Annotated in this window: 20 protein-coding genes and 1 tRNA gene; 15 read left to right on the top strand and 6 right to left on the bottom strand. The window is 37.5% G+C overall.

The window, feature by feature from the left end:
* The first annotated feature begins 41 nt into the window (after nucleotides 1-41).
* From UFO1_RS04400 to UFO1_RS04410, 3 genes are all read left to right on the top strand, one after another.
* Nucleotides 42-1,115 carry a tartrate dehydrogenase gene (locus tag UFO1_RS04400; RefSeq protein ID WP_038668345.1) on the top strand — a complete coding sequence of 358 codons (1,074 nt, stop codon included), beginning with the start codon at nucleotides 42-44 and terminating at the stop codon, nucleotides 1,113-1,115.
* 291 nt (nucleotides 1,116-1,406) lie between these two features.
* Nucleotides 1,407-1,871, top strand: a complete 465-nt coding sequence (locus UFO1_RS04405) for a DoxX family protein (RefSeq protein ID WP_038668347.1) — start codon at nucleotides 1,407-1,409, stop codon at nucleotides 1,869-1,871.
* A gap of 370 nt (nucleotides 1,872-2,241) precedes the next feature.
* Nucleotides 2,242-2,451, top strand: coding sequence for a hypothetical protein (locus UFO1_RS04410; RefSeq protein ID WP_038668352.1), 210 nt, complete (start codon nucleotides 2,242-2,244; stop codon nucleotides 2,449-2,451).
* A 156-nt stretch (nucleotides 2,452-2,607) separates the two neighbouring features.
* Here the strand turns inward: UFO1_RS04410 and UFO1_RS04415 are convergent, their stop codons facing one another.
* Nucleotides 2,608-3,921, bottom strand: a complete 1,314-nt coding sequence (locus UFO1_RS04415) for an aminotransferase class V-fold PLP-dependent enzyme (RefSeq protein ID WP_038668354.1) — start codon at nucleotides 3,919-3,921, stop codon at nucleotides 2,608-2,610.
* Between the two features lie 246 nt (nucleotides 3,922-4,167).
* On the opposite strand from UFO1_RS04415, the gene UFO1_RS04420 reads away from it, so the two are divergent.
* Nucleotides 4,168-4,557: a bacteriohemerythrin gene (locus UFO1_RS04420; protein WP_038668356.1), complete on the top strand. Its 390-nt coding sequence runs from the start codon at nucleotides 4,168-4,170 to the stop codon at nucleotides 4,555-4,557.
* Between the two features lie 118 nt (nucleotides 4,558-4,675).
* On the opposite strand, the gene UFO1_RS04425 is transcribed toward UFO1_RS04420, so the two are convergent.
* Nucleotides 4,676-5,365, bottom strand: coding sequence for a DUF421 domain-containing protein (locus UFO1_RS04425; protein ID WP_158442775.1), 690 nt, complete (start codon nucleotides 5,363-5,365; stop codon nucleotides 4,676-4,678).
* A 298-nt stretch (nucleotides 5,366-5,663) separates the two neighbouring features.
* On the opposite strand from UFO1_RS04425, the gene UFO1_RS04430 reads away from it, so the two are divergent.
* Nucleotides 5,664-6,635 carry a zinc dependent phospholipase C family protein gene (locus UFO1_RS04430; protein ID WP_038668358.1) on the top strand — a complete coding sequence of 324 codons (972 nt, stop codon included), beginning with the start codon at nucleotides 5,664-5,666 and terminating at the stop codon, nucleotides 6,633-6,635.
* A gap of 167 nt (nucleotides 6,636-6,802) precedes the next feature.
* Here the strand turns inward: UFO1_RS04430 and UFO1_RS04435 are convergent.
* Nucleotides 6,803-6,879: transfer RNA gene (locus tag UFO1_RS04435), tRNA-Arg, on the bottom strand.
* Nucleotides 6,880-7,073: 194 nt separating this feature from the next.
* Between UFO1_RS04435 and UFO1_RS04440 the strand changes: the two genes are divergently transcribed.
* Nucleotides 7,074-8,243 (top strand): M20 family metallopeptidase, encoded by a 1,170-nt coding sequence (locus UFO1_RS04440; protein ID WP_038668359.1) that lies wholly within the window; start codon nucleotides 7,074-7,076, stop codon nucleotides 8,241-8,243.
* A gap of 104 nt (nucleotides 8,244-8,347) precedes the next feature.
* On the opposite strand, the gene UFO1_RS04445 is transcribed toward UFO1_RS04440, so the two are convergent.
* Both UFO1_RS04445 and UFO1_RS04450 read right to left on the bottom strand, forming a co-directional pair.
* A complete protein-coding gene (locus UFO1_RS04445) occupies nucleotides 8,348-9,811 on the bottom strand; it encodes a sodium:solute symporter (protein ID WP_038668362.1) in 1,464 nt (487 codons plus the stop codon).
* A 23-nt stretch (nucleotides 9,812-9,834) separates the two neighbouring features.
* Entirely contained in the window at nucleotides 9,835-10,032 is a 198-nt protein-coding gene (locus tag UFO1_RS04450) for a DUF3311 domain-containing protein (protein WP_038668364.1), read from the bottom strand.
* A 356-nt stretch (nucleotides 10,033-10,388) separates the two neighbouring features.
* On the opposite strand from UFO1_RS04450, the gene UFO1_RS24715 reads away from it, so the two are divergent.
* From UFO1_RS24715 to UFO1_RS04480, 5 genes are all read left to right on the top strand, one after another.
* A complete protein-coding gene (locus UFO1_RS24715; RefSeq protein ID WP_051788824.1) occupies nucleotides 10,389-12,716 on the top strand; it encodes a PAS domain-containing sensor histidine kinase in 2,328 nt (775 codons plus the stop codon).
* Between the two features lie 177 nt (nucleotides 12,717-12,893).
* A complete protein-coding gene (locus tag UFO1_RS04465) occupies nucleotides 12,894-14,513 on the top strand; it encodes a sigma-54-dependent Fis family transcriptional regulator (RefSeq protein WP_038668367.1) in 1,620 nt (539 codons plus the stop codon).
* Nucleotides 14,514-14,733: 220 nt separating this feature from the next.
* Nucleotides 14,734-16,116 (top strand): tryptophanase, encoded by a 1,383-nt coding sequence (locus tag UFO1_RS04470; protein WP_038668369.1) that lies wholly within the window; start codon nucleotides 14,734-14,736, stop codon nucleotides 16,114-16,116.
* Nucleotides 16,117-16,305: 189 nt separating this feature from the next.
* On the top strand, nucleotides 16,306-17,292 hold the full coding sequence (locus tag UFO1_RS04475) for a D-glycerate dehydrogenase (protein WP_038668372.1): 987 nt from the start codon (nucleotides 16,306-16,308) through the stop codon (nucleotides 17,290-17,292).
* 170 nt (nucleotides 17,293-17,462) lie between these two features.
* On the top strand, nucleotides 17,463-18,398 hold the full coding sequence (locus UFO1_RS04480) for a hypothetical protein (protein ID WP_038668375.1): 936 nt from the start codon (nucleotides 17,463-17,465) through the stop codon (nucleotides 18,396-18,398).
* 163 nt (nucleotides 18,399-18,561) lie between these two features.
* Here the strand turns inward: UFO1_RS04480 and UFO1_RS04485 are convergent, their stop codons facing one another.
* Nucleotides 18,562-19,317 (bottom strand): DeoR/GlpR family DNA-binding transcription regulator, encoded by a 756-nt coding sequence (locus UFO1_RS04485; protein WP_038668379.1) that lies wholly within the window; start codon nucleotides 19,315-19,317, stop codon nucleotides 18,562-18,564.
* A gap of 339 nt (nucleotides 19,318-19,656) precedes the next feature.
* On the opposite strand from UFO1_RS04485, the gene rhaB reads away from it, so the two are divergent.
* The 4 genes from rhaB to UFO1_RS04505 all read left to right on the top strand — a co-directional run bounded on the left by rhaB (nucleotide 19,657) and on the right by UFO1_RS04505 (nucleotide 24,874).
* Complete coding sequence (gene rhaB, locus UFO1_RS04490) at nucleotides 19,657-21,114, top strand: rhamnulokinase (protein ID WP_038674920.1); 1,458 nt, start codon at nucleotides 19,657-19,659, stop codon at nucleotides 21,112-21,114.
* Nucleotides 21,115-21,170: 56 nt separating this feature from the next.
* The gene (rhaA, locus tag UFO1_RS04495; RefSeq protein WP_038668382.1) at nucleotides 21,171-22,427 is read left to right on the top strand and encodes an L-rhamnose isomerase; all 1,257 of its coding nucleotides are present in this window, start codon (nucleotides 21,171-21,173) and stop codon (nucleotides 22,425-22,427) included.
* 63 nt (nucleotides 22,428-22,490) lie between these two features.
* Nucleotides 22,491-23,324 carry a rhamnulose-1-phosphate aldolase gene (rhaD, locus tag UFO1_RS04500; protein ID WP_038668384.1) on the top strand — a complete coding sequence of 278 codons (834 nt, stop codon included), beginning with the start codon at nucleotides 22,491-22,493 and terminating at the stop codon, nucleotides 23,322-23,324.
* 56 nt (nucleotides 23,325-23,380) lie between these two features.
* A complete protein-coding gene (locus UFO1_RS04505) occupies nucleotides 23,381-24,874 on the top strand; it encodes a sugar ABC transporter ATP-binding protein (protein WP_038668386.1) in 1,494 nt (497 codons plus the stop codon).
* Nucleotides 24,875-24,918 lie beyond the last annotated feature (44 nt).

Consider the following 24,918-nt stretch of genomic DNA (forward strand, 5'->3'; position numbering starts at 1 on the left):
GACAACTACTAAGATAAGAAGAGGAAGGAGAAGAATAGCGGATGAAAATATATAAAATAGCTGTAATTGCAGGCGATGGAATTGGACCTGAAGTATTAGCAGAAGGCATAAAAGTTTTAAAAACAGTGGCACAGCTGGCTGGAGATTTTAACTTTGAGTTTACATACTTTCCTTGGGGCTGTGAGTATTATTTAAAACATGGAAAAATGATGGATGAAGACGGTTTAGATACTTTAAAAGCTTTTGATGCGATTTATTTAGGGGCGGTAGGTTATCCAGGAGTGCCTGATCACATATCTCTTTGTGATTTATTACTTAAAATTCGTAAAGGCTTTGACCAATACGTAAATCTACGCCCCATTCAACTATTAGAAGGGGCACCTTGTCCATTAAAAGATAGCAGACGTGATCAAATTGATATGCTGGTGGTTCGGGAAAATAGCGAAGGAGAATATGCGGGAGCTGGAGAGTGGTTATTTCGAGGTCAGCCTGAGGAAGTGGTTTTACAGACAGGAGTTTTTTCTCGCAAAGGTACCGAGCGTATTATTCGTTATGCTTATGAAATCGCTCGCAAAACAAAAAAAACATTAACAAGCATCAGTAAAGGAAATGCGTTAGTGTATTCTATGGTATTTTGGGATCAAGTATTTGCCGAGGTAGGGCGTGAATATCCAGACGTTGTCACTCACTCTTATTTGGTAGATGCAGCATGTATGTTTTTTGTAAAAGAACCCGAGCGATTTCAAATTGTGGTTACTTCCAACTTGTTTGGCGACATAATTACAGATTTAGGTGCTGCTATAGCCGGAGGGATGGGTTTAGCTGCAGGTGCTAATATTAATCCAGAAGGTAAGCATCCTTCTATGTTTGAACCGATTCACGGGTCTGCACCAGATATTGCTGGGAAAGGAATTGCTAATCCCTTGGCTTCAATTTGGTCAGTAAGCCAAATGCTTGATTTCTTTGGTCAAGAAGAATGGGGAAAGGTAGTCCTACAGGCGATTGAGCAGGTCATGGTACAAAAAAAATCTCTTACTCCAGATATGGGCGGGACAGCCAATACTCAAGAAGTTGGCAATGAAGTTGTGTCCATACTATCCAAGTTATGCGGGTAAGATTATTGAATAGACAGATACAAGATAAAATCCCCTCTCATGGTAGAGTCTATCTCTGCGGATTTTGAGAGTTTTAGAATATCGAAGAAAAGAGACAGAGTTAGTTGTTAACTGAAAAAAGGTCTATATTAAATTCTGGGAAATTATGGTTGATTAAAATAAGTTGCTTGAATTTCCTCGTTTTCACAATGTATCGGGCAGGAATTTGTATTTGGATGGTAAATAGAGTATATTAGATTCATCACATTATCATATTTTTTAATAAATTAAATCTAAAGGAGGAAAACAAAAATGAAAGAATTAATTAGAAGTCTAAATCAGCGGTTTTTTTCTTTTATGGATTTAGGCTTATTAATTTTTCGTTTAGGAATGGGTAGTATGTTTATGTGGCACGGATTTCCCAAAATTACTGGTGGCGTTGAAAAATGGGCGGGATTGGGAAAATCTATGGAGGTCCTCGGTATTACCTTTGCCCCAGCGGTGTGGGGGTTTATGTCTGGTTTCGCAGAGTTCTTTGGCGGTTTATTTCTTGCTATCGGTTTTCTTTACCGCCCCATGTGCTTGCTATTAATTAGTAATATGCTAATTGCATTTTCCACCCAAATGTTAGAAGGGAAGGGTATGCTGAAGGCGGCCCAATCACTGGAAGATGGTTTTAGTTTCTTAGGAGCATTTTTTGTTGGTCCTGGTAAATATAGTGTTGATGAATACTTGGGCTTGCAGTCATCTAAGCAGAAGGGATATTCTGGATTTTAAAACAGTAGAATAGAACTTCTAAATACATAATAAGAAAAGGCATTGCCAACTCTTTTGAGTGGTAGTGCCTTTTTATTTGTTTACTTATCATATTTCTCATCGGTAGTGGCAATAATAAAGTACATATATGTTAGCCAAAAAATATGGTAAGGAGAATCAAAAAGATGGAAGAAAGAGAAGTGGAATGGAAAACCCATCCTATAGTCAGAATTACAGGCATCTTAATTTTATATACGATTGCTAATGCAATTATTACGCTAGTAAGGTTTTAGGCGTAAAAGAAACCGCTCCGTAAGGAGTGGTTTTAGTTTACTTATTTAGTATTTATGGCTTATATTGCGGGTAATATAGGAAATAAGGAGGGAGATTAGTGGATACTAAAAATAGTAAATACAAAATTAAGGACGAAGTGTCCTTTGAAAAGCGTAAACTTTTCGGGAGTTCTTTAATTAGGGGAATTATTATTAGCTCTAGATTGATAAACTATAACTGGGTATATCTGGTAGAGTGCTGTGACGATAAAAAACTAATAGTGGTCCCGGAGGATGATATTTGGCTGTTGGAAAACAATGAGCAATAATACATCTGCCACATCGATAACATAAGATAGGTGACTTGTGAGAAGTAAGTTAGCTAGATTGAAAAGTAAAAAAAAACTGTCATTGACAAGAATACTTCAATAATGAAGTGTAAGGTAAGCATATCAATGACAGTTTTATTATTATGGATAACAAGACTAATATTTTTGTATATACGCATTTTTATTTTTGCTAATTTGGTGTAATAAATCAATTAACATATCAACTTCGTTACTATTATTATATAATCCTAAACTCATTCTAACTAAGCCAGGACAAGGGACGTTAGGATTTTTTTGCATGTCAGAAAGCTTTTGATTTGTTATTCCTAAAAGCTTTTCTATATAGGGATGAGCGCAGAATAGACCATTCCGTACGGCAATTCCAGCCTCATGGGATAAAATGTTTGCTAATAATTCGTGATGGATACCAGGAAGGTCAAAGGCTATAATGCCTAGGCGATCTTCTTTGTTTCCAGCACAGCAATATAATTTTATATCGGGAATCGATGTTAATCCAGCGATAGCATAATGAATTAAAGTTTGTTCATAGTTATCAATAACGTGCATGCCAATAGAACTTAATGTTTTTATGGCAGCTAACAAAGCCACAACTCCCATAACATTAGGGGTACCGGCTTCTTCTTTGTGGGGAGGGGTATCCCATGCTATAAATTGATGGGAGACTAATTTCACTGCACCTCCTCCCTTACAGTAGGGTTCCTCCCCTTCAAAGGTTTCTTTTGGTCCGATAAGGACTCCTATACCAAAAGGAGCATACATTTTATGAGCAGAAAAAACGAGATAGTCGAGATGCTCTAAAGAATCATAGTCCTTCATATCAATAGGACAGTGGGGAGCCAATTGGGCTCCATCTACAAGAATTTTTGCTCCGTGCTCATGAGCAAGTTTTGCAATTTTGTAGATAGGGTTCTTGTAACCAGTTACATTTGAGGCACCAGTTACTGTAACTAATTTTATCCTTCCGCCATAATGTACTAATTTCATCTCTAAGTCTTCTAGGGAGAGCTTTCCAAATTCATCAATAGACACATAATCAATTAAAAACTTATCTCTCCATGGTAAATCATTTGCTAAATGTTCCATATCTGTAGAAAGAATAACTTGTTTATCGTCTTTTTGCTCTAGAATATAAGATAGTAAATTTATTGCTTCTGTTGTATTTTTCGTATAAATGACGACATCTCGGGTGTGGTCTGCATTGACAAATTTCTTTATAACGTCTCTTCCTTCTTCATACACATCTGACGAAAGTATTGATTTATACCCCGCACCACGGTGAATTGATGAATACCAAGGAGCAAAATCTCCAAGTTCGTCCATGACGGAATGAAGGGGTGGAGTTGTAGCTGCATTATCAAAATTAATCCCTGTTACATATTTACCATTTGCTAAAGGCAGTTTGCGATCCACTCCGACAACTAGATTTCTAAAAGGCGAGTGTATTTCCATCTTGTGTCCCCCAATCATGTTGGATATTCACTTACCATAGAGTATTTGCGCTATATAATATTCTATGCATTGCGACAGATCTAGTTCCTTTAGTATCTACTGTAAGTTTGAAAAATACAAAAAGTGTTAACCTTTTATTATAATTTAAATAAATTAGAGGAAAATGTAATAATTGGGAGAATAATTGTCATAAAGTAAGAGTTTCAATCAAAAGTAATAGTAGGTGCAAAGGAGATTGGTAAATTTATGGTAACATGGGAAGATAATTATGCTATAGGAGTAGAAGCGATTGATGAACAACACAAAGAACTATTCCAGATATCAAATCGGATTTATGATCTTTTAAAAAATGATCTCATAACGGATAAATATGATTCGATCATTGAAATCATTGAAGAACTAAAAAATTATACAATCTATCATTTTGAGGCTGAAGAAGAATATATGAAAAATATTGGGTACAAAAAGCTTCTCTCGCAGAAGGTTGCACATAATGATTTTTTAGAAAAAATGGAAGGCATTGACTTAGAGCAAATTGATAATGGACATAATGAATACTTGCTGGGTATTTTGGATTTTGTCTGTGAATGGCTTGTTGAACATATTATAAAAGAAGATAGATTGATTGTGGGATAAAACAGTAATTAATTTATACATAAAAAAAGCACAGGCTATTTTATAGCCTGTGCTTTTAGTAGTTGCGCATTCTCTTAAGCCTGCCCCTCCTTGAGATTTCTTGAAATGAAGGGTTTCTCTAGCGCCAATCTCGATATAAATCAACATATAGGTTACCATTGGTCGCTAAGGCAGCAAACGCGACTTCTTGAACGTTTTCAATTCCTTTTTCTTTAAGTTTTCTATTGATCCATTCTTTGTTTAAACCTTTATGCTGAAGGTTATGCTCTATGACTTTGCCATCTAGAATTAACTCAGTAGCAAGTCCCTCATATTTAGTTGACATATGAAGATCCTGCGGCGTTAATGGCCGGTTTTGAGATTTTAACTGGACGCTTAATTTGCCACTTGGCTCTAAAATAGCAAATTCGACTTGGGATATATCAAAAACCTTTTCCTGCCTAAGATGCTGATTTAGGTAATCATATGAATAGTTTAACTTTGTCATATTATTTTCTAATATTTTCCCTTTTTCGATTAAGATGGTCGGTTCTCCAGCTAAAAAATTACGAAGTGGTCTGTAGTGAAAAGAGAGGTAAGATACTAAAACGATAATAAATGTCGTGAGGATTAAAGAAAGAATAAAATTTAAGATATGGATATTTACGTTAAAAGCCAAATTCCCGGCTATGGTTCCAAGAAGAGCGGCAGCAATATAGTCAAAATAAGTTGGCGTGGATAGGCCTCTTTTAGTTAAAAATTTAGTGGCGGCAAAAAAGAATATCAGAGCTAAAATTACTCGCAATGCAATGTTCAACGGTTCAAACAAAATAATAACCTCCTTTAGGATAACTCAGGTCAGTAAACAGAAGTTTAGCCTATGTGGATCAGTATATCTCCCTATTGTTCATGGAATCGCTTTCTAATATACGATAGTAAATAGGATAGAATGCTGTATCATAGGCTCTTTGAAATCTCCCTTCCTGATATTATCGGTATATAATGCAGGGAAAAATGTCAAAACTATGATAATGATAAATGAACAGCAATGCAAAAACAGGATGTATCTATACTGATTCTATCAGTGTAGAGAGTCGAAACTTGTTCCTAATCTAGGAGGAGCGTTTATGCCAAAAGACATAACCCACTGGGCGCTTGCAACGACAGCAAGAAAAAACGTGCACTTTAAACGTATCAAATACGTAATCGATGAGAACTACGCCTCATTTTTAGGGGGAGCAGTTGCCTATGATATTCCGTACTATTCTCCTGCTAATTCTTCTCTCATTCTGGCGAAAAAGGCTGATGAACTCCACGGGGTAAAAACATGCAGAGTATGGGAACCTATAATAAATTTACTCCAGAACTATTCGTTGGACGAAGATGGTGACATTCCTGACTTTCTTCTTTCTTTTATCCTAGGGTGCATTAGCCATATTATTATTGATAGTCACTACCATCCTCTTATTTATTACTTTACAGGAAATTGTTATGACAAAGATATCCATAAAAGAAACAAAGCGATAGTTGAGCATCGGCAATTCGAGTCTCATTTAGACTTGTATTATCTAAGAAAACTTAACTACACTGGACCTACCAGCGCAAAATATATAATCAGTCAGTTACAAGGTCCAATGATAGCTGAAGTTTTATCGTTATTATATTTCAGTAATGATGTTGATAAGAGAATCGAAATGACGCAGGACTGCTTAAATGCCTATATAAAGACCCAAGGGTTATTGAATAATAAGATTATGAAGTATTTGTTGAAGTTTATAGGTATCGTAAGTGTGGAAATGAGGAAACGTAGTGCATTGTGTTATCCTAAGACAATTTATCCGGCATACTATCAACTGTTTGAGAATAACAGTCAGTATCGACATCCTACGTCTGGGGAATTAATCCAAGCCTCTTTTGATACGATTTACGACAAGTGTATCGCTGATATAGTATCCAGTTTTTCCAAGTTCGACTGCTGCAGGACTCGCAATGAATATATTGAAACCATCCGTAGCTTTTCTGCAGTATCGTTAGAGACTGGAAAGGAGTGTACAAGTCCTTCGTTAATGAGATACTTTTTCAAAAATTGCTCCAGCTAGTGAAAACAAGTATAAAGCTTACAGGGACGGGTTTCGATACCTGCCTGTTTATATGTTGTGCAATTATTACTATTAGTTTGTAGTTTTTTTAAAAAAAGTGTCACTAGAACTGTTACTAAGTTGACATAAGAAAAGCCCTCGCATACCTGCGAAGGCTTGATTTTAAATGGTGACCCCGGAGGGATTCGAACCCCCGACCTATTGATTCGAAGTCAAACGCTCTATCCAGCTGAGCTACGGAGCCATTTAATGAATAATTTCAATTGTAGCAAATGCGCATCGAAATGTCAATGAAGGTGGAAGTTTCAACACTGAAAGATAGTAACCTTATGATTGACAATTTTTTCATAGAAGGGTAATATTATTAACAACGGCAAAGAGGCCTTTACCATATGAGGTGAAGGCCTCTTTGATATTAAAGAAGAGGCGATGATTAATATGACAACTATCGGAGTTATTGCACAGAAACACCATAAATCGGTTATAGAGCTCAGAAGATATCTCCATAGATTTCCTGAGCTTAGTAATCAAGAGTTTAATACTCAGAAGCATATAATGCAAGAGTTAACAGCGATTGGCCTTGCGTGTCATTCCATTGCTAAAACAGGAGTAATTGCCGAGCTTGAAGGCGGTAAGCCTGGTAAAACCATTGCTATTAGAGCGGATATGGATGCTCTAGAGATAGTTGATGAATGTGGTAAGTCTTATCAATCTCAAAACCATGGTGTATGTCACGCCTGTGGGCATGATGGGCACGTAGCCATGTTGATTGGTGTTGCCAAGATCTTGGTCGAAATAAAAGAAGAAATTGCGGGAAAAATTCGTTTTTTATTTCAACCAAGTGAGGAACACTTTCCTGGTGGAGCAAAATTTATGATTGAGGAAGGCGCCTTAGATGGAGTCGATGCTATTATTGGTGCTCATCTTTGGGAACCTATGAAGGTAGGTACGATTGGTATTACTTTTGACCGGCTTATGGCTTCGCCGGATGAGTTTACTATTAAGATCAAAGGGCGAGGCGGGCATGGGTCTATGCCTCAACAAACTGTAGATGCATTATTAGTTGGCGCACAATTAACAGTGGCTTTACAGACAATTGTCAGTCGTAATGTAGATCCTCTGGAACAAGCTGTAGTTTCATTAGGCTATTTTAGAGCTGGAGAAACTTTCAATATTATACCGGACACAGCCGTGATCAAAGGAACTGTTCGGTCTTTTGAACCATCAATTCGTTCGCTTATTTTTGAAAGAATTGAGCAAATTACCAAAGGAATTTGTGAGGCCAATAATGCTTCCTATGAATTTGAAAAAGTATTAGGCTTCCCTGCTTTGATTAATCATCCTGAATATTCGAAAGTGATTGGTGAGGCAGGCGTCACAGTTCTTGGCAAAGAAAATGTTCTAACCATTAATCCGGTCATGGGTGGGGAAGATTTTTCTTATTACTTAGAAAAAGTACCTGGAGCGTTCTTCTTTGTTGGTGTAGGTAATGTTGAAAAAGGGATCATTTATCCGCAACATCATCCTAAATATGATATAGATGAAGATGCTTTATGTTATGGTATGGAAATTATGGCGACTGCTGCCCTTGCACTGGCTCATAAATAAATTTATATCTAACGATAAAAATGTAAAACGAAGAAAACGCTACACAGCTTACCTAGCTCGCCAGTAGCGTTTTCTTCGTTATTTAAAGGATAAAGATAAATAAGTTATAGATTAACCTCGCTTTTTGTTTTTATAGGAGTATAGGTAACTAAGCTTACCAGAACAAAAACAATTGAATTAGCAAGCAAAGCTACAAAACCTGCGTTTAAATTCATACCAGCGAAGGGCAAAGGATCCATTTTTCCTAGAATCAAAGTGAATACGAGAATTTCCCCGATTATCAATCCTGAATATGCTCCGAGCCTTGTGGCTTTTTTCCAATAAAGCCCTAGCACAATCATAGGAAAGAATTGTGTAACACCTGAGTACCCTGTAAGGAGTAAGTTAACAAGCATATTGGGAAGAAAAATAGCCAAACAAAGAGCAATGGTAGTAAGTGCTAGTAATGTAATTCTTGCAACATTGATTAGGTTATTCGGGGACGTATTCTTTCCAATGATTTTGCTGTAAATATTGCGGGTAAAGAGCATTGAGGTGGACAAAAGTAAATCGGCAGCTGGAATCATACAAGCCAAGGCACCTGCACCGCCAACAAGGCCTAACGTCCAGCCGGGAAAAAGTTTTTGTACTATGGTCATGAAGGCCATATCAGGCGTTTTCAAAGGTGATTCGAGTAGTAGCAGAGCAGCAAAACCTACTAGCATTGGAAAGAGCAAACAAATCTGGTATAAGGGTAAGTAAATCGCGTTATGGCGGAGTACATCAGGATTGCGGGCGCTGAAACTATTGGTAGTGAAATGAGGCCACATATAAAATCCTAGACTTGTTACGACTAAGGTAGACATTACCCAACTTACATCAAAGTTTTTGGTTCCCCCCGGTAAGGCAAGAAAACCTGGTTTAGCAATTTCGAGGGCTTCAAACATGCCACCTAAGCTGCCAAAGTAGTGGATGGGGAGGTAAAGGCCAAAGAAGACAACAGCAATCATTAATAATATATCTTTCAGCACCGCAGTAGAAGCGACACCTTTTAAGCCACTTAAATAAACAAAGGAGGCAACCAAAATAAAAGCAATTAACATAGCAGGAATTCGAGTAAGTTGCCCATAAGAGCAAGTTTCGATAATGAGCCCAAGACCAGTTAATTGTAGTTGTAAGTAGGGAAGCAAAAAGGCAACGCCAATGATTGCAGTCAGTAAGCTTAAGTTTTTACTGTCATATAAATGCTCAATTAGATCAGGTTGTGTCATTAGACCATGTTTGCGACCAATGGGCGAAATGGTAGGTAACAGATAGTACCCGACAATATAGGCTAAGGCACCATAACCTAATATGTAAAAAGTTGGGCCTCCACGAGAATAGGCCCAGCCACTGGCACCTAAAAAAGCAAAGGCAGTATAAATTTCACCTGCTAAGATAAACCAGTTTAGCCATCTGCCAAAATTACGTCCGCCAACGGCCCATTCTTCAAGATTCATCTTTTTATTCATGCCGGGAATTAAGCCAATAATTGTTGCTGTAATAATAAACAAAAATATAATTAAAAGTGAAACTGTTTCATTACTCATGTTGCACCATCCTTTTTTGAAAGTTAAGAGTCTTGTCTATGTCTTGAATCGATGAAATAAATAGCCTGTAAGCAAAGAAAAGCAAGGAAAATCCCAGTGACAAACCAAAAAGCTAAAAAGGGTAATCCTAGCACAATCGGAAAAACCTTGTTTGCAAAGGGGACCATACCAATTGTCCAAACAAAGGGAAGAATGGTTAGGATTATTTTTATGGTATTCATCTTTTATTCCTCCTTATAAAAAAATAGAGGCATCCCTCAAGGGAGCCTCTGCATTGAGGTAACATTTATTAATATGTCTCAATGAATATAGTATAGTACCAAAACAAGGAAATTACAAATGTTTTTCCAATAAAGACATGTAAAATGTTGTTGTATGAAATGTTGTAAAGGATTATTCTGTGTTAAATGAATGAGAGATTTACTACATGTTGGTATTGCCTCTAAGAAATATCCAAAGGACAAAATCCTGCAAAAGGTAAAAACTTGCAGGAATTTTGTATTTTAATGGCAAATAAAGCAGTATTAGGATATCTGAGTGAATAGTCGAGGCGGAAATTCTTTGAGGAGTGGAGAGTATGAAAACTCAAACTTTGCAACGCCAATTTAGATTATGGACAGTTATTCTTGTTGTTGTCCCCAGCTTGTTGATTATGGCTATTTATACGATTAATCAAATTAACATTGTTAAACAGAAAAAGCTTGAATTAATCAGTCAACGGGTCGATTTTCAGAGACGATTGATCGAATATTGGTTAGAAGAAAGAGCTATAGACGTTCATATGTTAAGTCAGTTAAAATCTTTTCGTACCTTAGATGAGGAACAAATGAAGATCGCCCTAGAACTAACACAACAGAACAGTAAGGAGTTTGATTCATTATCATTCATTGACCGGGATGGGTTATTCAAAATATCTACATTGCCTGGGGGAATTCAATTTTCATCAGCAATTAACCAAACTTATTTTCAAGGAGCGTTAGCGGGGGAAGAGTATATATCCGATATAGTAATCGGCCGAAATAGTGGATTACCAATTATTAATTTTTCTTCTCCAATATATGACAATGAAGGAATCTTTCAAGGAGTGTTACTTGGTTCCGTACGAACGACGAAGATAGAGACACTGTTGCGTGAGAATTGGATGGGAGAAACAGGAGAAATACTCCTAGTAAATCGCGCAGGGAAATTGATTGCCCAGCCACGATACGTTACCACACTAATTGAGGAAGGAATTTTAGAGGGTGATTCTAAAAAAGAAGTTAAACTTTCTAGTGAGGCTTTGGCAAGTATACATATTGGCGAAACAGGTAAGGCCAGTTGGACGGATTATTTGGGTAACAAGGTAATGGGTGCTTACCAATATATGCCCGAACGCGGATGGACGCTGGTTGGCAGTGTTGATGAGGAAGAAATTCTTACTCCAATTTACACTCAACTTGGAAAAATGGCTGGAGGTACGCTGTTACTCCTTGTCTTGATCTTGCCTTTTGCCACGCGGCTAACGAATTTTATTAAAAAGCCGATTGATTGGTTGATTGGTCAGTCTAATTTGATTTCAACAGAAAAATATGAAAAAATTGAGCGCAATAAAGAGTTAAGAAAAATGCCGCAAGAGTTAGGTAATCTTTGTAAGTCTTTCCTGCAAATGAGTTTTATAATTGAAAATACCGTAGGTCTCCTCAAAGAAAATGAGGTGAAACTAGAGAGTAAGGTAGTTGAGATAAGAGAAATCAACGTTTCCATGGAGAAAGAGATCGTAGAGCGAAAAAAAGCGCAAGCAGATCTTCAATGGCTGAATGCTAGACTGGAAGACGAGGTCAGCTATAGAACACAGCAATTGCAGCAGAGTGAGCAGCAATATCGAAAGTTAGTTGAGAATAGCCCTGATGTTATCTGTCGATTTGATAAGGAGTATCGTTTTATCTATGTCAATCCTGCATTCACGTTGATTACAGGCATATCTCTTGCCCAAGCCGTCGGCAAAACATCGGCAGAAACGGGTGCACCTGAGGAGTACTGTTCTCGTTGGGTGAAGAATTTGGATGCTGTATTTTATACAGGCTCTAAATTAGAGATTGAGTCATGGAGTGTTCGTCTAGATGATCAACATTTTTATTCTATACGCCTTATACCCGAGTTTAACAAAGATGGACAGGTGGAAAGTGTCTTATGCATTGCCCGTGACGTAACGGAAAAGCAGCAGCTTGAGAGGAGAATGGCTCAAATAGACCGTCTTAATATTGTCGGTGAAATGGCCGCTGCAATTGGTCATGAAGTACGTAATCCTATGACTACAGTGAGAGGGTATCTACAGTTGTTTCAAAAGAAGGAACAATTTCTTAAGTACGGTGAGAGTCTAGGCACTATGATTGAGGAATTGGATAGAGCGAACAGCATAATAACGGAATTTCTCTCTCTTGCTAAAAATAAGGCTGTAGATATGAAACGTGGAAATTTAAACAAAGTCATACAAACTATACTCCCTCTTCTCCAGGCGGATGCCCTTTGTTGGGGTCATGAAATTAATGCGGAATGTAGCAATATACCAGATAGCGATTTTGATGAAAAGGAAATACGACAGCTTATTTTAAACCTTGTGCGAAATGGTTTCGAGGCAATTGAAGATAGGGGAGAGGTCATAGTTCGAACCTATTTACATAATGATAATGTTGTGTTAGAAGTGCAGGATACTGGAAAAGGAATCCCAAATGAAGTGATGGATAAGTTAGGTATACCCTTTGTTACTACGAAGGACGGAGGAACAGGACTGGGGCTTTCTGTCTGTTATCGCATTGTGGATAGGCATGAGGCAAAGATTGATGTTAGCACAGGAAGAAATGGAACAATTTTCACTATATACTTTAATCTTTCTAAATCGTATGTTGTTGAACAAGAGATAGCATAAACTGTTTTTAAAAGGCTCTACAATACAGGCAGCCTATCAAAAAGATTATTAAAGATTGGAGTAAAGAGATGAATTAGACAATTAGTTCATCTCTTTTATTTTTAATAGGTTGGTTAAATTTAGTATAATTGAAGTATCTGAGTATGTAGTCGATAGATGAGAGGGGAACTGATATTCATGCAGGAATATGTAATTCAAATTGATTTTATAGATTACCCTGGATTAGGCTATGAAATATTTAAACGTACAGAACAGAATAATATCGACAAAATAGCTATGGAAGTACTGCCAAAGCATGGTATGGTAATTAAATTTCGTTGTGGTGTAGATAGTCAGGTTGAAAAACTAATGGAGGATCTAACATCAGTAGTAGGGGTAAATTCCCTCAAATTTTGTGCGCAAATGCCCTACGAAGAAAGAGAACATGAATTACGAACTATTTTGAATTCTGTGAGCGAAGGTATTCTTGCAATTGATAAGGAAGGGAAGATTACCCACGTTAATGAAGTTGCCTGTAAGATATTTTATTGCAGCCCTAGGGAGTTGATTGGATTAGGGGCTGAAGAACTTTTAACTTCCAACTCCCCGATTCTTGATACTTTAGAAAGTGGCAAGACCTATAAGTTAAGGGAACAAAAGGTTAAAATAGCTGAAAGAACAATCCATTATCTTATGAGTAGTGTAGCTGTCAAAAATGATCAAGGGAAAATTATCGGGGCTGTCTCGACGATTAAAGACTTTCATCAAGTGGAGAATATTATCTCTAGGGTGGGTAATATGCACAGATTAACTACATTTGACGATATTGTGTACCAAAGTCAAAAGATGAATCAACTTATCGCTTCTGCTCGCACGGTGGCTAAGAGCAGCTCTACCATTCTATTACGTGGAGAAAGCGGCACAGGAAAAGAATTATTTGCAACAGCGATTCACGCAGATGGGCCTAGGTATAAGGCTCCATTTATTGCGATAAACTGTACAGCTTTAGCGGATACTCTTCTAGAGAGTGAGCTATTCGGCTATGATGAAGGTGCTTTTACAGGTGCATTAAGGGGTGGGAAGAGAGGACTGTTTGAGCAAGCCAATGGTGGTACATTATTTTTAGATGAGATAGGTGAGATAACTCATCGGTTGCAAGTGAAATTACTACGAGTATTGCAGGAAGGTGTAATTCGTAGAGTAGGTGGAAATAAGGAAATACCGATTGATGTTCGCATTATAGCTGCAACACATCGTAACCTGGAAGATCTGCTGGAAAAAGGAGAATTTAGGAGAGATTTATATTATAGGCTAAATGTAATTCCTCTTACCATTGCTCCACTTCGAGAACGAAAAGAAGATATCCCTCTACTTGTACAACGCTTGATTCGTAAAATTTGTGAGAAGCTAGATAAACCAGAGGTTCGATTATCGAAAGAGAGTCTTGACCTTTTTATGACGCAAGAATGGCCGGGTAATGTACGACAATTAGAAAATACTTTGGAGCGGCTTCTTAATTTGACTAACGCTACAGAGATTACATCTGAGCACGTTTTAACTTGGACTGATTTAAGGGATGTTACGAGCCAGCTCACTTATAAAATAGAAGGCAACAATATTTTGCAGTTTGAACTTCCTAGTGATGGACAGTGTCGCCCGCTAAAAGATATTGTCGCCGAGGTTGAAAAAGAAGTTATTAAGAAAGTTTTAAAGAAATATCCTTCCTCTAGATTAGCCGGGCAAGCTTTAGGGGTTTCCAATACGACTATTTTAAACAAGATGAAAATCCATAAAATTATGCATTATCCTCGAAGGTAAAAACCTAAGTAATAGTATAAAAATCATGCATTTTTATAACAGTGCCTGGGTGAGAAGAAATGTTTTCAGTGAGACGAATTCTTGGCATGAAAAATTATCAGAAGACTGAAACCATATATACAAACAAGCAATTACGTATGATTTTCCTACATTATACTTTGGCATGGCAATTGCAAAAGTAAATTGATGCAGAGGTTATATAATAATAGGGGGCCTTAATATGAGTAGAGAAGCTGAGCCTTATCGCATCAAAATGGTGGAGCCGTTACGTAAAATTTCAAAAGCAGAAAGAGAATTCGCATTAAAAGAAGCTGGGTATAATCCTTTTCTGTTAAAAGCGGAAGATGTATATATTGATCTTCTAACAGATAGCGGTACGGGAGCGATGAGCGACCGACAATGGTCTGCTTTGATGGTAGGAGATGAAGCCTATGCTGGAGGTCGATCTTTTTATAAGGTTAAAGATGCAGTAAAAGATATTTTTAATTACAATGATATCATCCCCACTCACCAAGGACGTGGAGCTGAACAGGTTCTGTTTCCTCATTTGATTAAGCGTAAGGGACAGTATGTTCTAGGTAATATGCATTTTGATACAACGATGGCCTGGATTGAATTGAATAAAGCAATACCTGTAAATCTTGTCATAAAAGAGGCTTTTGCTACGGATAAAGAACATCCCTTCAAAGGTAATTTTGACTTGGAGCGGTTAGAAAGTTTCATAGTTGAGAAGGGAGCAGAAAATATAGCCTTTATTATTATAACGGTTACTTGTAACTCAGCTGGCGGTCAGCCGGTTTCTATGGAAAATGTTCGTGGTGTAAAAGGTATAGCAGATAAATATGGTATAAAGATTAACTTTGATTCCGCTCGTTTTGCAGAAAATGCTTACTTTATAAAGCAGCGTGAGGCTGGTTATGCTGATAGAAGCATTAAAGAAATCGTTAGGGAAATGTATGCTATGGGAGATTTCTTGACGATGAGTGCCAAAAAAGATGCAATTGTAAACATGGGCGGGATGATTGCTATAAAAAATGATCCTGATCTTTATGCTGCTGCCTGTGCATCTTGCGTACCAATGGAAGGATTCGTAACTTATGGGGGCTTATCAGGTCGTGATTTGGAATGTTTAGCTGTTGGGCTTCATGAGGGAATCGAGGAGGAGTTTTTAGAAAGTCGGATTGGTCAAGTGGAATACTTGGGAGAAGAGCTTCGTAAGAGAGGTATTCCTATTCAATGGCCGGTAGGCGGGCATGCCGTATTTGTTGATGCGGGGAAATTTCTACCACATATTCCTGCGGAGCAATTTCCTGCACAAGCCCTTTGTAATGAACTTTATCTGGAAGGTGGTGTCCGTCCTGTAGAAGTTGGTTCATTACTTTTAGGTCGTGATCCTGAAACCGGTATACAGAAAAAAGCCGGTGTAGAATTTATGAGATTAGCGATTCCACGTAGAGTTTATACGGATCGCCATATGGATGTTGTGGTAAAGGCATTAGCAAACATCTGGGAGCGTCGTGAGCAAATTAAAGGTTTAGAATTTACTTATGAGCCTAAAGTGCTTCGCCATTTTCTATGTCGTCTAAAACCTACTGGAGAATAAAATTCTATACAAAAAATGTGGCACAGTGAAGGAACATCACTGTGCTACATTTTTTGTATAGAATTGATGTGGAAAAATTCAGTAAATAAACCAAGATGAATCAGTTTTGCAGGAGTTTGCATTTTTACGGCAAATAGGATTACTAACGTTATCTTTTTTGAAAAGAATAAATAATAGGTGGTTTTTGAAATGAGCAAATACAAAGTAGTGATAGCTGGTAGCTTAATGGCTCCTGCTTTAGAACGCATTCAGAAATTTTGTGACGTGAAACAATGGACGAAATCAGGTCCAGTTCCACAAGAACTTTTATTCGATTGGCTAAAAGATGCAGAGGGACTTATTGCAACTGCAAGTATTAAGGTTGATAAAGAACTCCTACAACAGGCACCCAAATTGAAAGTAATCTCGCAACCGTCAGTCGGTTATGATAATATTGATATCGAAGCTTGTAACGATAAAGGCATACCTTTTGGTAATACGCCCGGAGTGTTAGTGGATGCTACGGCTGATCTAGCATTCTCTCTCCTATTGTGCTCAGCACGGCGGATTCACGAGGGGTGGGATTTTGTACGTTCTGGTGCTTGGCGTTCTGGCTCGAATATACCTTTTGGCATCGATCTTGCCGGTAAGACCCTTGGCATTGTTGGCATGGGGCAGATTGGGGCAGCAGTGGCCAAAAGGGCAGGGGCTTTTGGTATGAATGTCATTTATTACAATCGAAATCGGCGTCTTGATGATGAAAAAATTGGGGCCACTTATCAACCGTTTGATGCGTTATTGGAGAAAGCGGACTGTATCATCGTATTGACACCTCTCTCTCAGGAAACTAGGGGGCTGTTTGGGCGAGAACAGTTTGACAAAATGAAATCTACGGCTTATTTTATCAATGTTTCACGGGGGCCGGTTGTAGATACAAATGCGCTTTTTGACGCTTTAAAAACAGGTCAGATTGCCTATGGAGCTCTTGATGTGACTGATCCCGAGCCAATGCCGAAGGATCATCCTTTATTAACACTTCCTAATATTCTTATTACCCCTCATATTGGCAGTGCAACCACGGAGACTCGCACTGCAATGGCTCAACTTACAGTTGATAATTTGCTTGCAGGGTTAGAAGGTAAGCCATTACCCGCCTGTGTGAATACCAATTTGATTAAGGAGAAGCAAAAGGGTTAAATTAAATATAAATCCTGTAAGGTAATCGCACCTTACAGGATTTATATTTTAATCGCAGAGTGTTTAAAAGGCATATGCTGTTGATGAAAAAAATACCAGCCTGAGTTCCGTTACCTTTTGTATTGTGCGACGTTAAGATAATTGAAAAGGTTAAGAAAAGAGGCGTTTAAATGAATTCTAATAAGAAAAAAATGATTGCTAGTATCTTGTTGCTAGTATTTCTCACCGCTTTAAGTGGATGTGCGAGTTTTGGAGCAAAATCCATAAATGAAACAACACAACAGAAGATAGGTGAACCTAATGTAAATAAAGACAAGGCCATCGTGGACGAGTTTAAGCAAATGACGCAGAGAAATGATTTTACAACAGAGGAACTTATTAAATTTATTAATGAAACGATTTCTGTTGTTTCCTCTGAGAATGCATCTAAGATGATTCTGACATTGGAGAAGAATCAGCAACTTGATTTAACGAAGCTGGAAGAGAAGTATGGGAATGATAAGATCCAAGAAAAAATAGCTAAGAATTTTCGGGGAGATTTCTCTGAAAGTTATATAAATAGCATACAAGATAAAGTAATAAAAGATTTATTGTTGGAGACTAAAAATAAGGGGCTTAAAATTGAAACAGCGGAAGGGTTTTATTTCCCTGTTATCGACTATTCTTTTTATAAGAAATATCAATCAAACCTGACTTCGGATATTGCTGCCTATATTGATATTATGTCAGTAGAATCAGACAAGGTAGCAGTAAAAGATGCTGGCCTTATGATTAGCTGGGATGAAGTGGTCAAGCGAGCGACGAATCAGGAAGGATTTATTAAAGAATTTAGTAATTCAGCAAAAAAGGAAGATGTAAAAACTCTACTCAAGAGATACCTTATTGTTGCTTTGTATGGAACAAATAATACGCCTCTGTTTAGTTACGAGGATAAGCTAATGATTCCAGCTGCTAAGAAAAGTTATCTTGAAACTATACCTAGTAATGGGAACGAGGGGAGTTTTTCTAGGATCATGAGTGATTATCTTACCCTTGTAAAGAAAAATGATTATAAATTAACACAGGAAGTTGATGAATACAGAAAAACGGCTATAGAAGGATTTTAGCAAAAGAAGCAGCACCATTAGGTGCTGCTTTTTACGGAATCAGAAAGTATACCACTTTCTTGATTCCAAGTAAGAACGACTAAGGCTTCTGCCTGCGTCCGAGGACTTGGCACAAGCCAAGTCTTTTTTTATATAAGTAAGCTGACTATTTGCAGGTTGAAAATTAATAAATTACCCCAATTTTATTGGCTTGCAAGAGTTCTAACCAATTGCTGTCAGGTTCCCGGTCAGTAATTATATAATCGACATCACTATAGTCAATTAGTCTTATGAATCCGGTTTTATCGAATTTTGTATGATCTGCCAACAAGATTACTTTTTCTGCCTGTTTGATCATGCTTCTTTTAAATTCACTCTCTGGTTCATTGGATTCCATGATACCCTTATCCAAAGACAAGGCCTTACAACTCAGGATCGCCATGTTAACGTAGTAGTTTTGAAGTGCATTTTGCGCGACGGAACCTACTAGTGCTAAAGAATGGGCCCGAAGATTCCCACCAGTTGAAATAATATTAAAATTGGAATTGGTAAAATCATAGGGAATTTTAATAGAATTAGTAATAATAGTAAGCCCTTTTTTCCCTTGAAGCGCTTGTATTAGTTCTAAGCATGTAGTGCTGGCATCTACCATAATGGTGTCATTGTCATTTACTAAATTAGCAGCTTTTATTGAAATATTTTGTTTGAATTCATGATTCATTGATGTTCTTGTTTGGAATGGTAGATCTTCTAATGTATTTTGACTCAAAATAGCGCCACCATAGGTACGGGTTAGCATGCTTTCGTTTTCTAATTTTTCTAAGTCACGACGGATTGTTTCTTCTGTAACTTTAAATAATTGGCTTAAGTTGGAGACATAGACTTTCTTGTCTTGTTGAATGAGTTCAATAATCTGTTGTCGGCGTTCAATTCCAAGCATAACGGATCCTCCTCTGGGTTGTGGCATGCAATAAAAAAATAGACTTTTACATTATTTTAGTATACAGCTTATAAATTGTCTAAGTAAATATCTGTAAAAGAATCATTTTTGTGGTTTTAAATGTTGCTTTATTTCTTTAAGTTACTATAATTCTACAGAAAAATAAAAGAGAAGTAAAGGGAAAAGAAGAAAAAGTACTAGAAATTCAACAATAAATTTATTGACAATGCAGATGGCGGTGGTAAAATAAAGATAAAAACAGATAAAACCTTATAAATACAAGGAATATATGTTTGATTCGCAGAATAAGTTGTCTAAAGGAAAGGATTGATGTTGCGGATGAAAAAGCATATTGCTGTGGATATTGGTGCCTCCAGTGGACGCTTGGTGGTAGGATGGAAACAAGAAGGAAAGATTCAGTTAGAAGAGATATATCGTTTCGAAAATGAAATTAGGAGTGAAAATGGCAGTTGTTTTTGGAATATTGAAAAATTATTTAATGAAATTGTCAATGGTCTTAAAAAAGCCAGAGAAAAGGGTATTGAAGAATGTACCTTAGGGATTGATACCTGGGGTGTAGATTATGCACTGATTGATGCAAAAGGAAACCGGATACAAGAAGTTTATGCTTACCGCGATGAGCGCACCAAAACAGCGATTCAAGATATCAGAAAAAAAGTATCTCTTGAGGAAATTTATAAAAAAATAGGGATTCAGTTTTTAAGTTTTAATACCTTATTTCAGTTGTATGTCCATGATAAGGAAGAGCTGGCGAAGGCCTATAAAATACTCTTAGTGCCTGATTATCTTTATTACCGGTTGACAGGAATTTTTATCAGTGAAAAAACGAATGCTTCTACAACTCAATTATTAAATCTAGAAACAAAAGAGTATGATGAAGAGTTGTTAAAGCTCATAGGTGTAAAGAGGGAGCAATTCGCAACACTAGTCGAACCTGGGGAAGTTATAGGATCTATTTCGGAACTCCTTAGAAAACAGCACAATTTACCCAGATGTGAATTAATTTGCGTTGCAAGCCATGATACGGCATCCGCTGTCATTGGAGTTCCCGGTGTGGAGGAATGTTTTGCGTACCTTTGTAGTGGCACTTGGTCATTGATGGGGGTGGAAAATATGATTCCCATAGCTAACCAAGAGTCATTTTGTAAAAATTTTACGAACGAGTGGGGTGCTTATGGGACCTACCGCTTTTTGAAAAACATTATGGGACTTTGGCTGATTCAGGAAGTTCGCCGTAACTTGGGTAACAAACTTTCCTTTGCAGAGCTTGTCTCAGAAGCTAGCAAAATAAGTCCTTTTAAATTTTTGATTCATTGTAATGACGATTGTTTCTTAAAACCAGAAAATATGGTTTTGGAAGTTCAAAATTACTGCCGAAATACAGGGCAGCTAGTACCAACAACAGCAGGAGAGCTTGCCCGCTGTATTTTTGACAGCCTTGCACTTACATATCGTAAAACCCTAGGAGAAATATCTTCTATTACTGGATACCCTGTCAATTGTCTACATATAGTTGGTGGTGGAGTGCAAAACGAATTACTATGCCAGCTGACGGCAGATGTTGTTGAAATGCCAGTTGTAGCGGGCCCTGTAGAATCTACAGCCCTTGGCAATATAGTAGTGCAGATGATTAGTACTGGTGAGCTAAGAAATCTGAAAGAAGCGCGGAATATGATTATGAATTCCTTTCCAATTAAAACCTATCAGCCAGCTGTTATTACTAAATTAGATGAAGTTTACCACAGATTTAATCAATTAGTGTCTATGGGTAAATAACAATATAAAGTGGAAATCAGACAAACAAAGCTAAAACAAATAAGGAGGTAGCAGTAGTGGTTAATGGCTTAGTAAAACGATATGAAGAAGCAAGACTGATTTATGGTCAATTAGGGGTAGATACGGATTTAGTCCTGGAAAAATTAGCGCAAGTAAAAATTTCGTTGCATTGTTGGCAAGGGGATGATGTACATGGGTTTCTAAGAAATGAGGAATTATCTGGGGGAATTTCAGTTACAGGTAATTACCCAGGGGCTGCTCGTACCCCTCAAGAACTTCGCCAAGATTTAGAAAAAGCTCTTGCTGTAATTCCAGGGAAGCACAAGGTCAATTTGCATGCCATTTACGCCGATACCGATGAAAAGGTAGATCTTGATGCATTAGAACCAAAACATTTCAAACCTTGGGTAGAATGGGCTAAGGAACAGAAACTGGGACTAGACTTTAATCCTAGTTGTTTTTCCCATCCAAACTTTCAAGATGGTTTTTCCATAAGTCATCCTGATGAAAAAATACGGAAGTTTTGGATTATGCATTGCAAAGCAGCACGTAAAATATCTGAATATTTCGGCAAAGAATTGAAGCAAACTTGTGTGACTAATTTTTGGTTTCCTGATGGCTATAAGGATGTACCTGTTGATCGTATGGCCCCCAGAAGACGGATGAAAGAAGCTCTGGATGAAGTATTTAGCGAAAAAATTGATCCTCAATATAACGTAGATACAATTGAAAGTAAATTATTCGGTATTGGCTCAGAAAGTTATGTAGTTGGCTCCCATGAATTTTGTTTGAGTTATGCGGTTAAAAATGACAAGGCTATTTGCTTAGACGTAGGTCACTTCCATCCAACAGAAACCATTTCAAATAAACTATCAGCCATTGCACTATTTGATACCGAAATTTTATTGCATGTGAGCCGTCCAGTTCGTTGGGATAGTGACCATGTAGTGATTATGGATGATGAGTTGCAAGAAATTGCGAAAGAGCTAGTACGCAATAATTTGCTAAATAAAACACATATTGGACTCGATTATTTTGATGCTAGCATCAATCGGATTGCTGCATGGGTAATTGGATCACGGAATATGATAAAGGCAATACTTCGCGCTATGCTTGAACCTACTGAATTATTGAAGGAAGCAGAGGCCAAAGGTGATCTTACCACTCGTTTGGTACTGTTAGAAGAATTGAAATCCTTTCCTTTTGGCGCAATCTGGGATTACTATTGCGAAAAGATGGGTGTTCCTGTAAGAGAATCATGGTTGGTTGATGTAAAAAGATATGAAACAGATGTTTTGATGAAACGAAAATAATAGATAAAAATAGCTGCATACCGTAGTAGTGGTAATTGCAAGCATATAATTGGAGGATTTACGATGAGTTTAACTTACATTCAACATAAAATTCCTTTTGTGCGAGAGATGATGGAGGTTACCCGTAATCTTTGGGAAATGGGCTGGGGTGAACGTAATGGAGGAAACATCAGTTATCTTTTAGAGGAAGAAGAGGTAGAGATATACATTGATGTAATGAATGTGAAGCGCAGCCTTACTTTAGAGTTTCCTGTTGTGGATTTAGCGGGGAAATATTTCATTGTGAGTGGCACTGGGAAGTACTTCAAAAATGTAGTATTTAATCCGGAGGAAAACTTAGGTGTTATCCGTGTTGCAAAGGATGGTAAGGCGATTGATATTTTATGGGGATATGAAGATGGTAGTCGTCCGACAAGTGAATTAGCAGCTCATTTTATGAGTCATATGGAGAGGCTAAAAAAGGACCCAAATCACCGTATTATTCTCCATACTCACGCTACAAATTCATTGGCGATGACATTTGTGCATGATCTTGATGAAAAATTGTTTACCAAGACATTGTGGCAAATGTGTACAGAGTGTCTAGTTGTTTTCCCAGATGGAGTTGGTGTCATTCCATGGATTGTGCCAGGAACCAATAAAATTGGTGAAATTACAGCGGAGAAAATGAAAGATCATCGGGTAGTTATTTGGCCACAACATGGAATCTTCGGTGCAGGTAGGACCATGGATGAAACCTTTGGTTTGATTGAAACAGTAGAAAAGGCAGCTCAGATTTATATGCTTATTAGTTCACATCAGGGTGGTATTAAACAAAGCCTAACGGATCAAGAACTTTTGGATTTAGCTAAAACTTTCCGTGTCACTCCTGTAGTTGGAATACTGGAGGCTAAGTAAGGAACGTTGTTTTTGTAGGGGAATTAATTTAGAACTTGAAATGGGAGGGGAATACCTTGGCCTCAGAATATATCATCAATCTAAAGAATATTAGCAAAACATTTGGCGGTGTTAAGGCATTAGATGGTGTTTCACTAGATATTAAACGTGGTGAAGTTCATGCGCTGGTAGGAGAAAATGGTGCTGGAAAATCCACGTTAATAAAGGTATTAGCGGGTGTCCATTTCCCAGATGATGGTGCCGAAATCTATATTAATGGGGAGCGAACCATTATAAAAAATCCAATGGATGCCATTCGCAAGGGAATCTCAGTTATCTATCAAGATATTAGCTTATTTCCTAATTTAACGGTTGCAGAAAATATTTGTATTGGCAATGATGCTGTATGGAAGGCAAAGCTTAACTGGTCTCAAATTAAGGAATTGGCGGAAATCGCCATTGCCAAAGTAGGTTCAAATATCGACCCAGGCATGTTGCTAAAGGATTTAAATTTGGCTTCACAGCAGATTGTTGCCATTGCTAGAGCAATTAGCTTCAATGCTAGTTTAATTATTATGGATGAGCCTACCTCCGCATTATCCTCAGGGGAGGTTGAAAACCTATATCAGATTATAGATAACCTTCGTAAGAATAATATTGCTGTTTTGTTTATTAGCCATAAATTTGATGAAGTATATCGTGTGGCGACTCGTGCAACAATACTCCGCGATGGCAAATTTATTGCTGCTCATGATACTGAAAATGTGAATCCGCAAGAGTTAATACGTTTAATGGTTGGCCGTGATGTGCAGTATATTTCCATGAATGCAGAGAAAATCTCCAGCGAAGAAATTTTAAGAGTCAAAAATCTGAGTAAAAAAGGTAATTTCCGTAATATCTCTTTTGAACTTAGAAAGGGTGAAATTATTGGAATTACAGGGTTAGTTGGCTCAGGACGTACTGAACTGGCAAAGGCAATTTTTGGCCTCAATAAACCAGATTCGGGAGAAATCATTTTAGGTGGTCAGCTTGTTACCATCGCATCTTCTAATGATGCAGTAAAGTATGGGATAGGGTATGTTCCAGAAAATAGACAGTTGGAAGGGTTGATTGGTAAAAATACTGTTTGTCAAAATATTAGCTTATCGATTTTGGAGCAGCTGTGCGATAAATATAACTCAATTGATGTAATTAAAGAAAGAAAACTAGCTCAGGAATATATAGAGAAGTTAGATGTTAGGCCTACTGATATGGATAAATTGGTTGGGCAATTAAGTGGCGGTAATCAGCAAAAAGTAGTATTGGCTAAATGGTTAGTTACAAACCCAAAGATTTTAATTACAGATGAACCAACAAGTGGAGTCGATATCGGTGCAAAAATTGAAATACATAAAGCCCTCAGGCAATTGGCGAATAGCGGCATAGGTGTCATCGTAATTTCCTCAGAGCTGCCTGAGATATTGGCAGTTAGTGATCGAATTTTTATAATGCGGCAAGGTAGTATCGTTAGTGTTATTGATAAAAACCAAGCAACTCAGGAAGTTATTTTAGCAAAAGCTTTGGGTGCATAAGAGGCATTGCATTATAAGAAAAGACTTGACTTGTGCCAAGTCCT

The organism is Pelosinus sp. UFO1, assembly GCF_000725345.1.
In the GTDB taxonomy this organism is placed as follows: domain Bacteria; phylum Bacillota; class Negativicutes; order DSM-13327; family DSM-13327; genus Pelosinus.

What these genes read in the sequence shown, in the direction of transcription:
- UFO1_RS04400 (WP_038668345.1), top strand. Translation starts at nt 42, where the DNA reads ATGAAAATATATAAAATAGCTGTAATTGCAGGCGATGGAATTGGACCT.
- UFO1_RS04405 (WP_038668347.1), top strand. Translation starts at nt 1,407, where the DNA reads ATGAAAGAATTAATTAGAAGTCTAAATCAGCGGTTTTTTTCTTTTATG.
- UFO1_RS04415 (WP_038668354.1), bottom strand. Translation starts at nt 3,921, where the DNA reads ATGGAAATACACTCGCCTTTTAGAAATCTAGTTGTCGGAGTGGATCGC.
- UFO1_RS04420 (WP_038668356.1), top strand. Translation starts at nt 4,168, where the DNA reads ATGGTAACATGGGAAGATAATTATGCTATAGGAGTAGAAGCGATTGAT.
- UFO1_RS04430 (WP_038668358.1), top strand. Translation starts at nt 5,664, where the DNA reads ATGCCAAAAGACATAACCCACTGGGCGCTTGCAACGACAGCAAGAAAA.
- UFO1_RS04440 (WP_038668359.1), top strand. Translation starts at nt 7,074, where the DNA reads ATGACAACTATCGGAGTTATTGCACAGAAACACCATAAATCGGTTATA.
- UFO1_RS04445 (WP_038668362.1), bottom strand. Translation starts at nt 9,811, where the DNA reads ATGAGTAATGAAACAGTTTCACTTTTAATTATATTTTTGTTTATTATT.
- UFO1_RS04450 (WP_038668364.1), bottom strand. Translation starts at nt 10,032, where the DNA reads ATGAATACCATAAAAATAATCCTAACCATTCTTCCCTTTGTTTGGACA.
- UFO1_RS24715 (WP_051788824.1), top strand. Translation starts at nt 10,389, where the DNA reads ATGAAAACTCAAACTTTGCAACGCCAATTTAGATTATGGACAGTTATT.
- UFO1_RS04465 (WP_038668367.1), top strand. Translation starts at nt 12,894, where the DNA reads ATGCAGGAATATGTAATTCAAATTGATTTTATAGATTACCCTGGATTA.
- UFO1_RS04470 (WP_038668369.1), top strand. Translation starts at nt 14,734, where the DNA reads ATGAGTAGAGAAGCTGAGCCTTATCGCATCAAAATGGTGGAGCCGTTA.
- UFO1_RS04475 (WP_038668372.1), top strand. Translation starts at nt 16,306, where the DNA reads ATGAGCAAATACAAAGTAGTGATAGCTGGTAGCTTAATGGCTCCTGCT.
- UFO1_RS04480 (WP_038668375.1), top strand. Translation starts at nt 17,463, where the DNA reads ATGAATTCTAATAAGAAAAAAATGATTGCTAGTATCTTGTTGCTAGTA.
- UFO1_RS04485 (WP_038668379.1), bottom strand. Translation starts at nt 19,317, where the DNA reads ATGCTTGGAATTGAACGCCGACAACAGATTATTGAACTCATTCAACAA.
- rhaB (WP_038674920.1), top strand. Translation starts at nt 19,657, where the DNA reads ATGAAAAAGCATATTGCTGTGGATATTGGTGCCTCCAGTGGACGCTTG.
- rhaD (WP_038668384.1), top strand. Translation starts at nt 22,491, where the DNA reads ATGAGTTTAACTTACATTCAACATAAAATTCCTTTTGTGCGAGAGATG.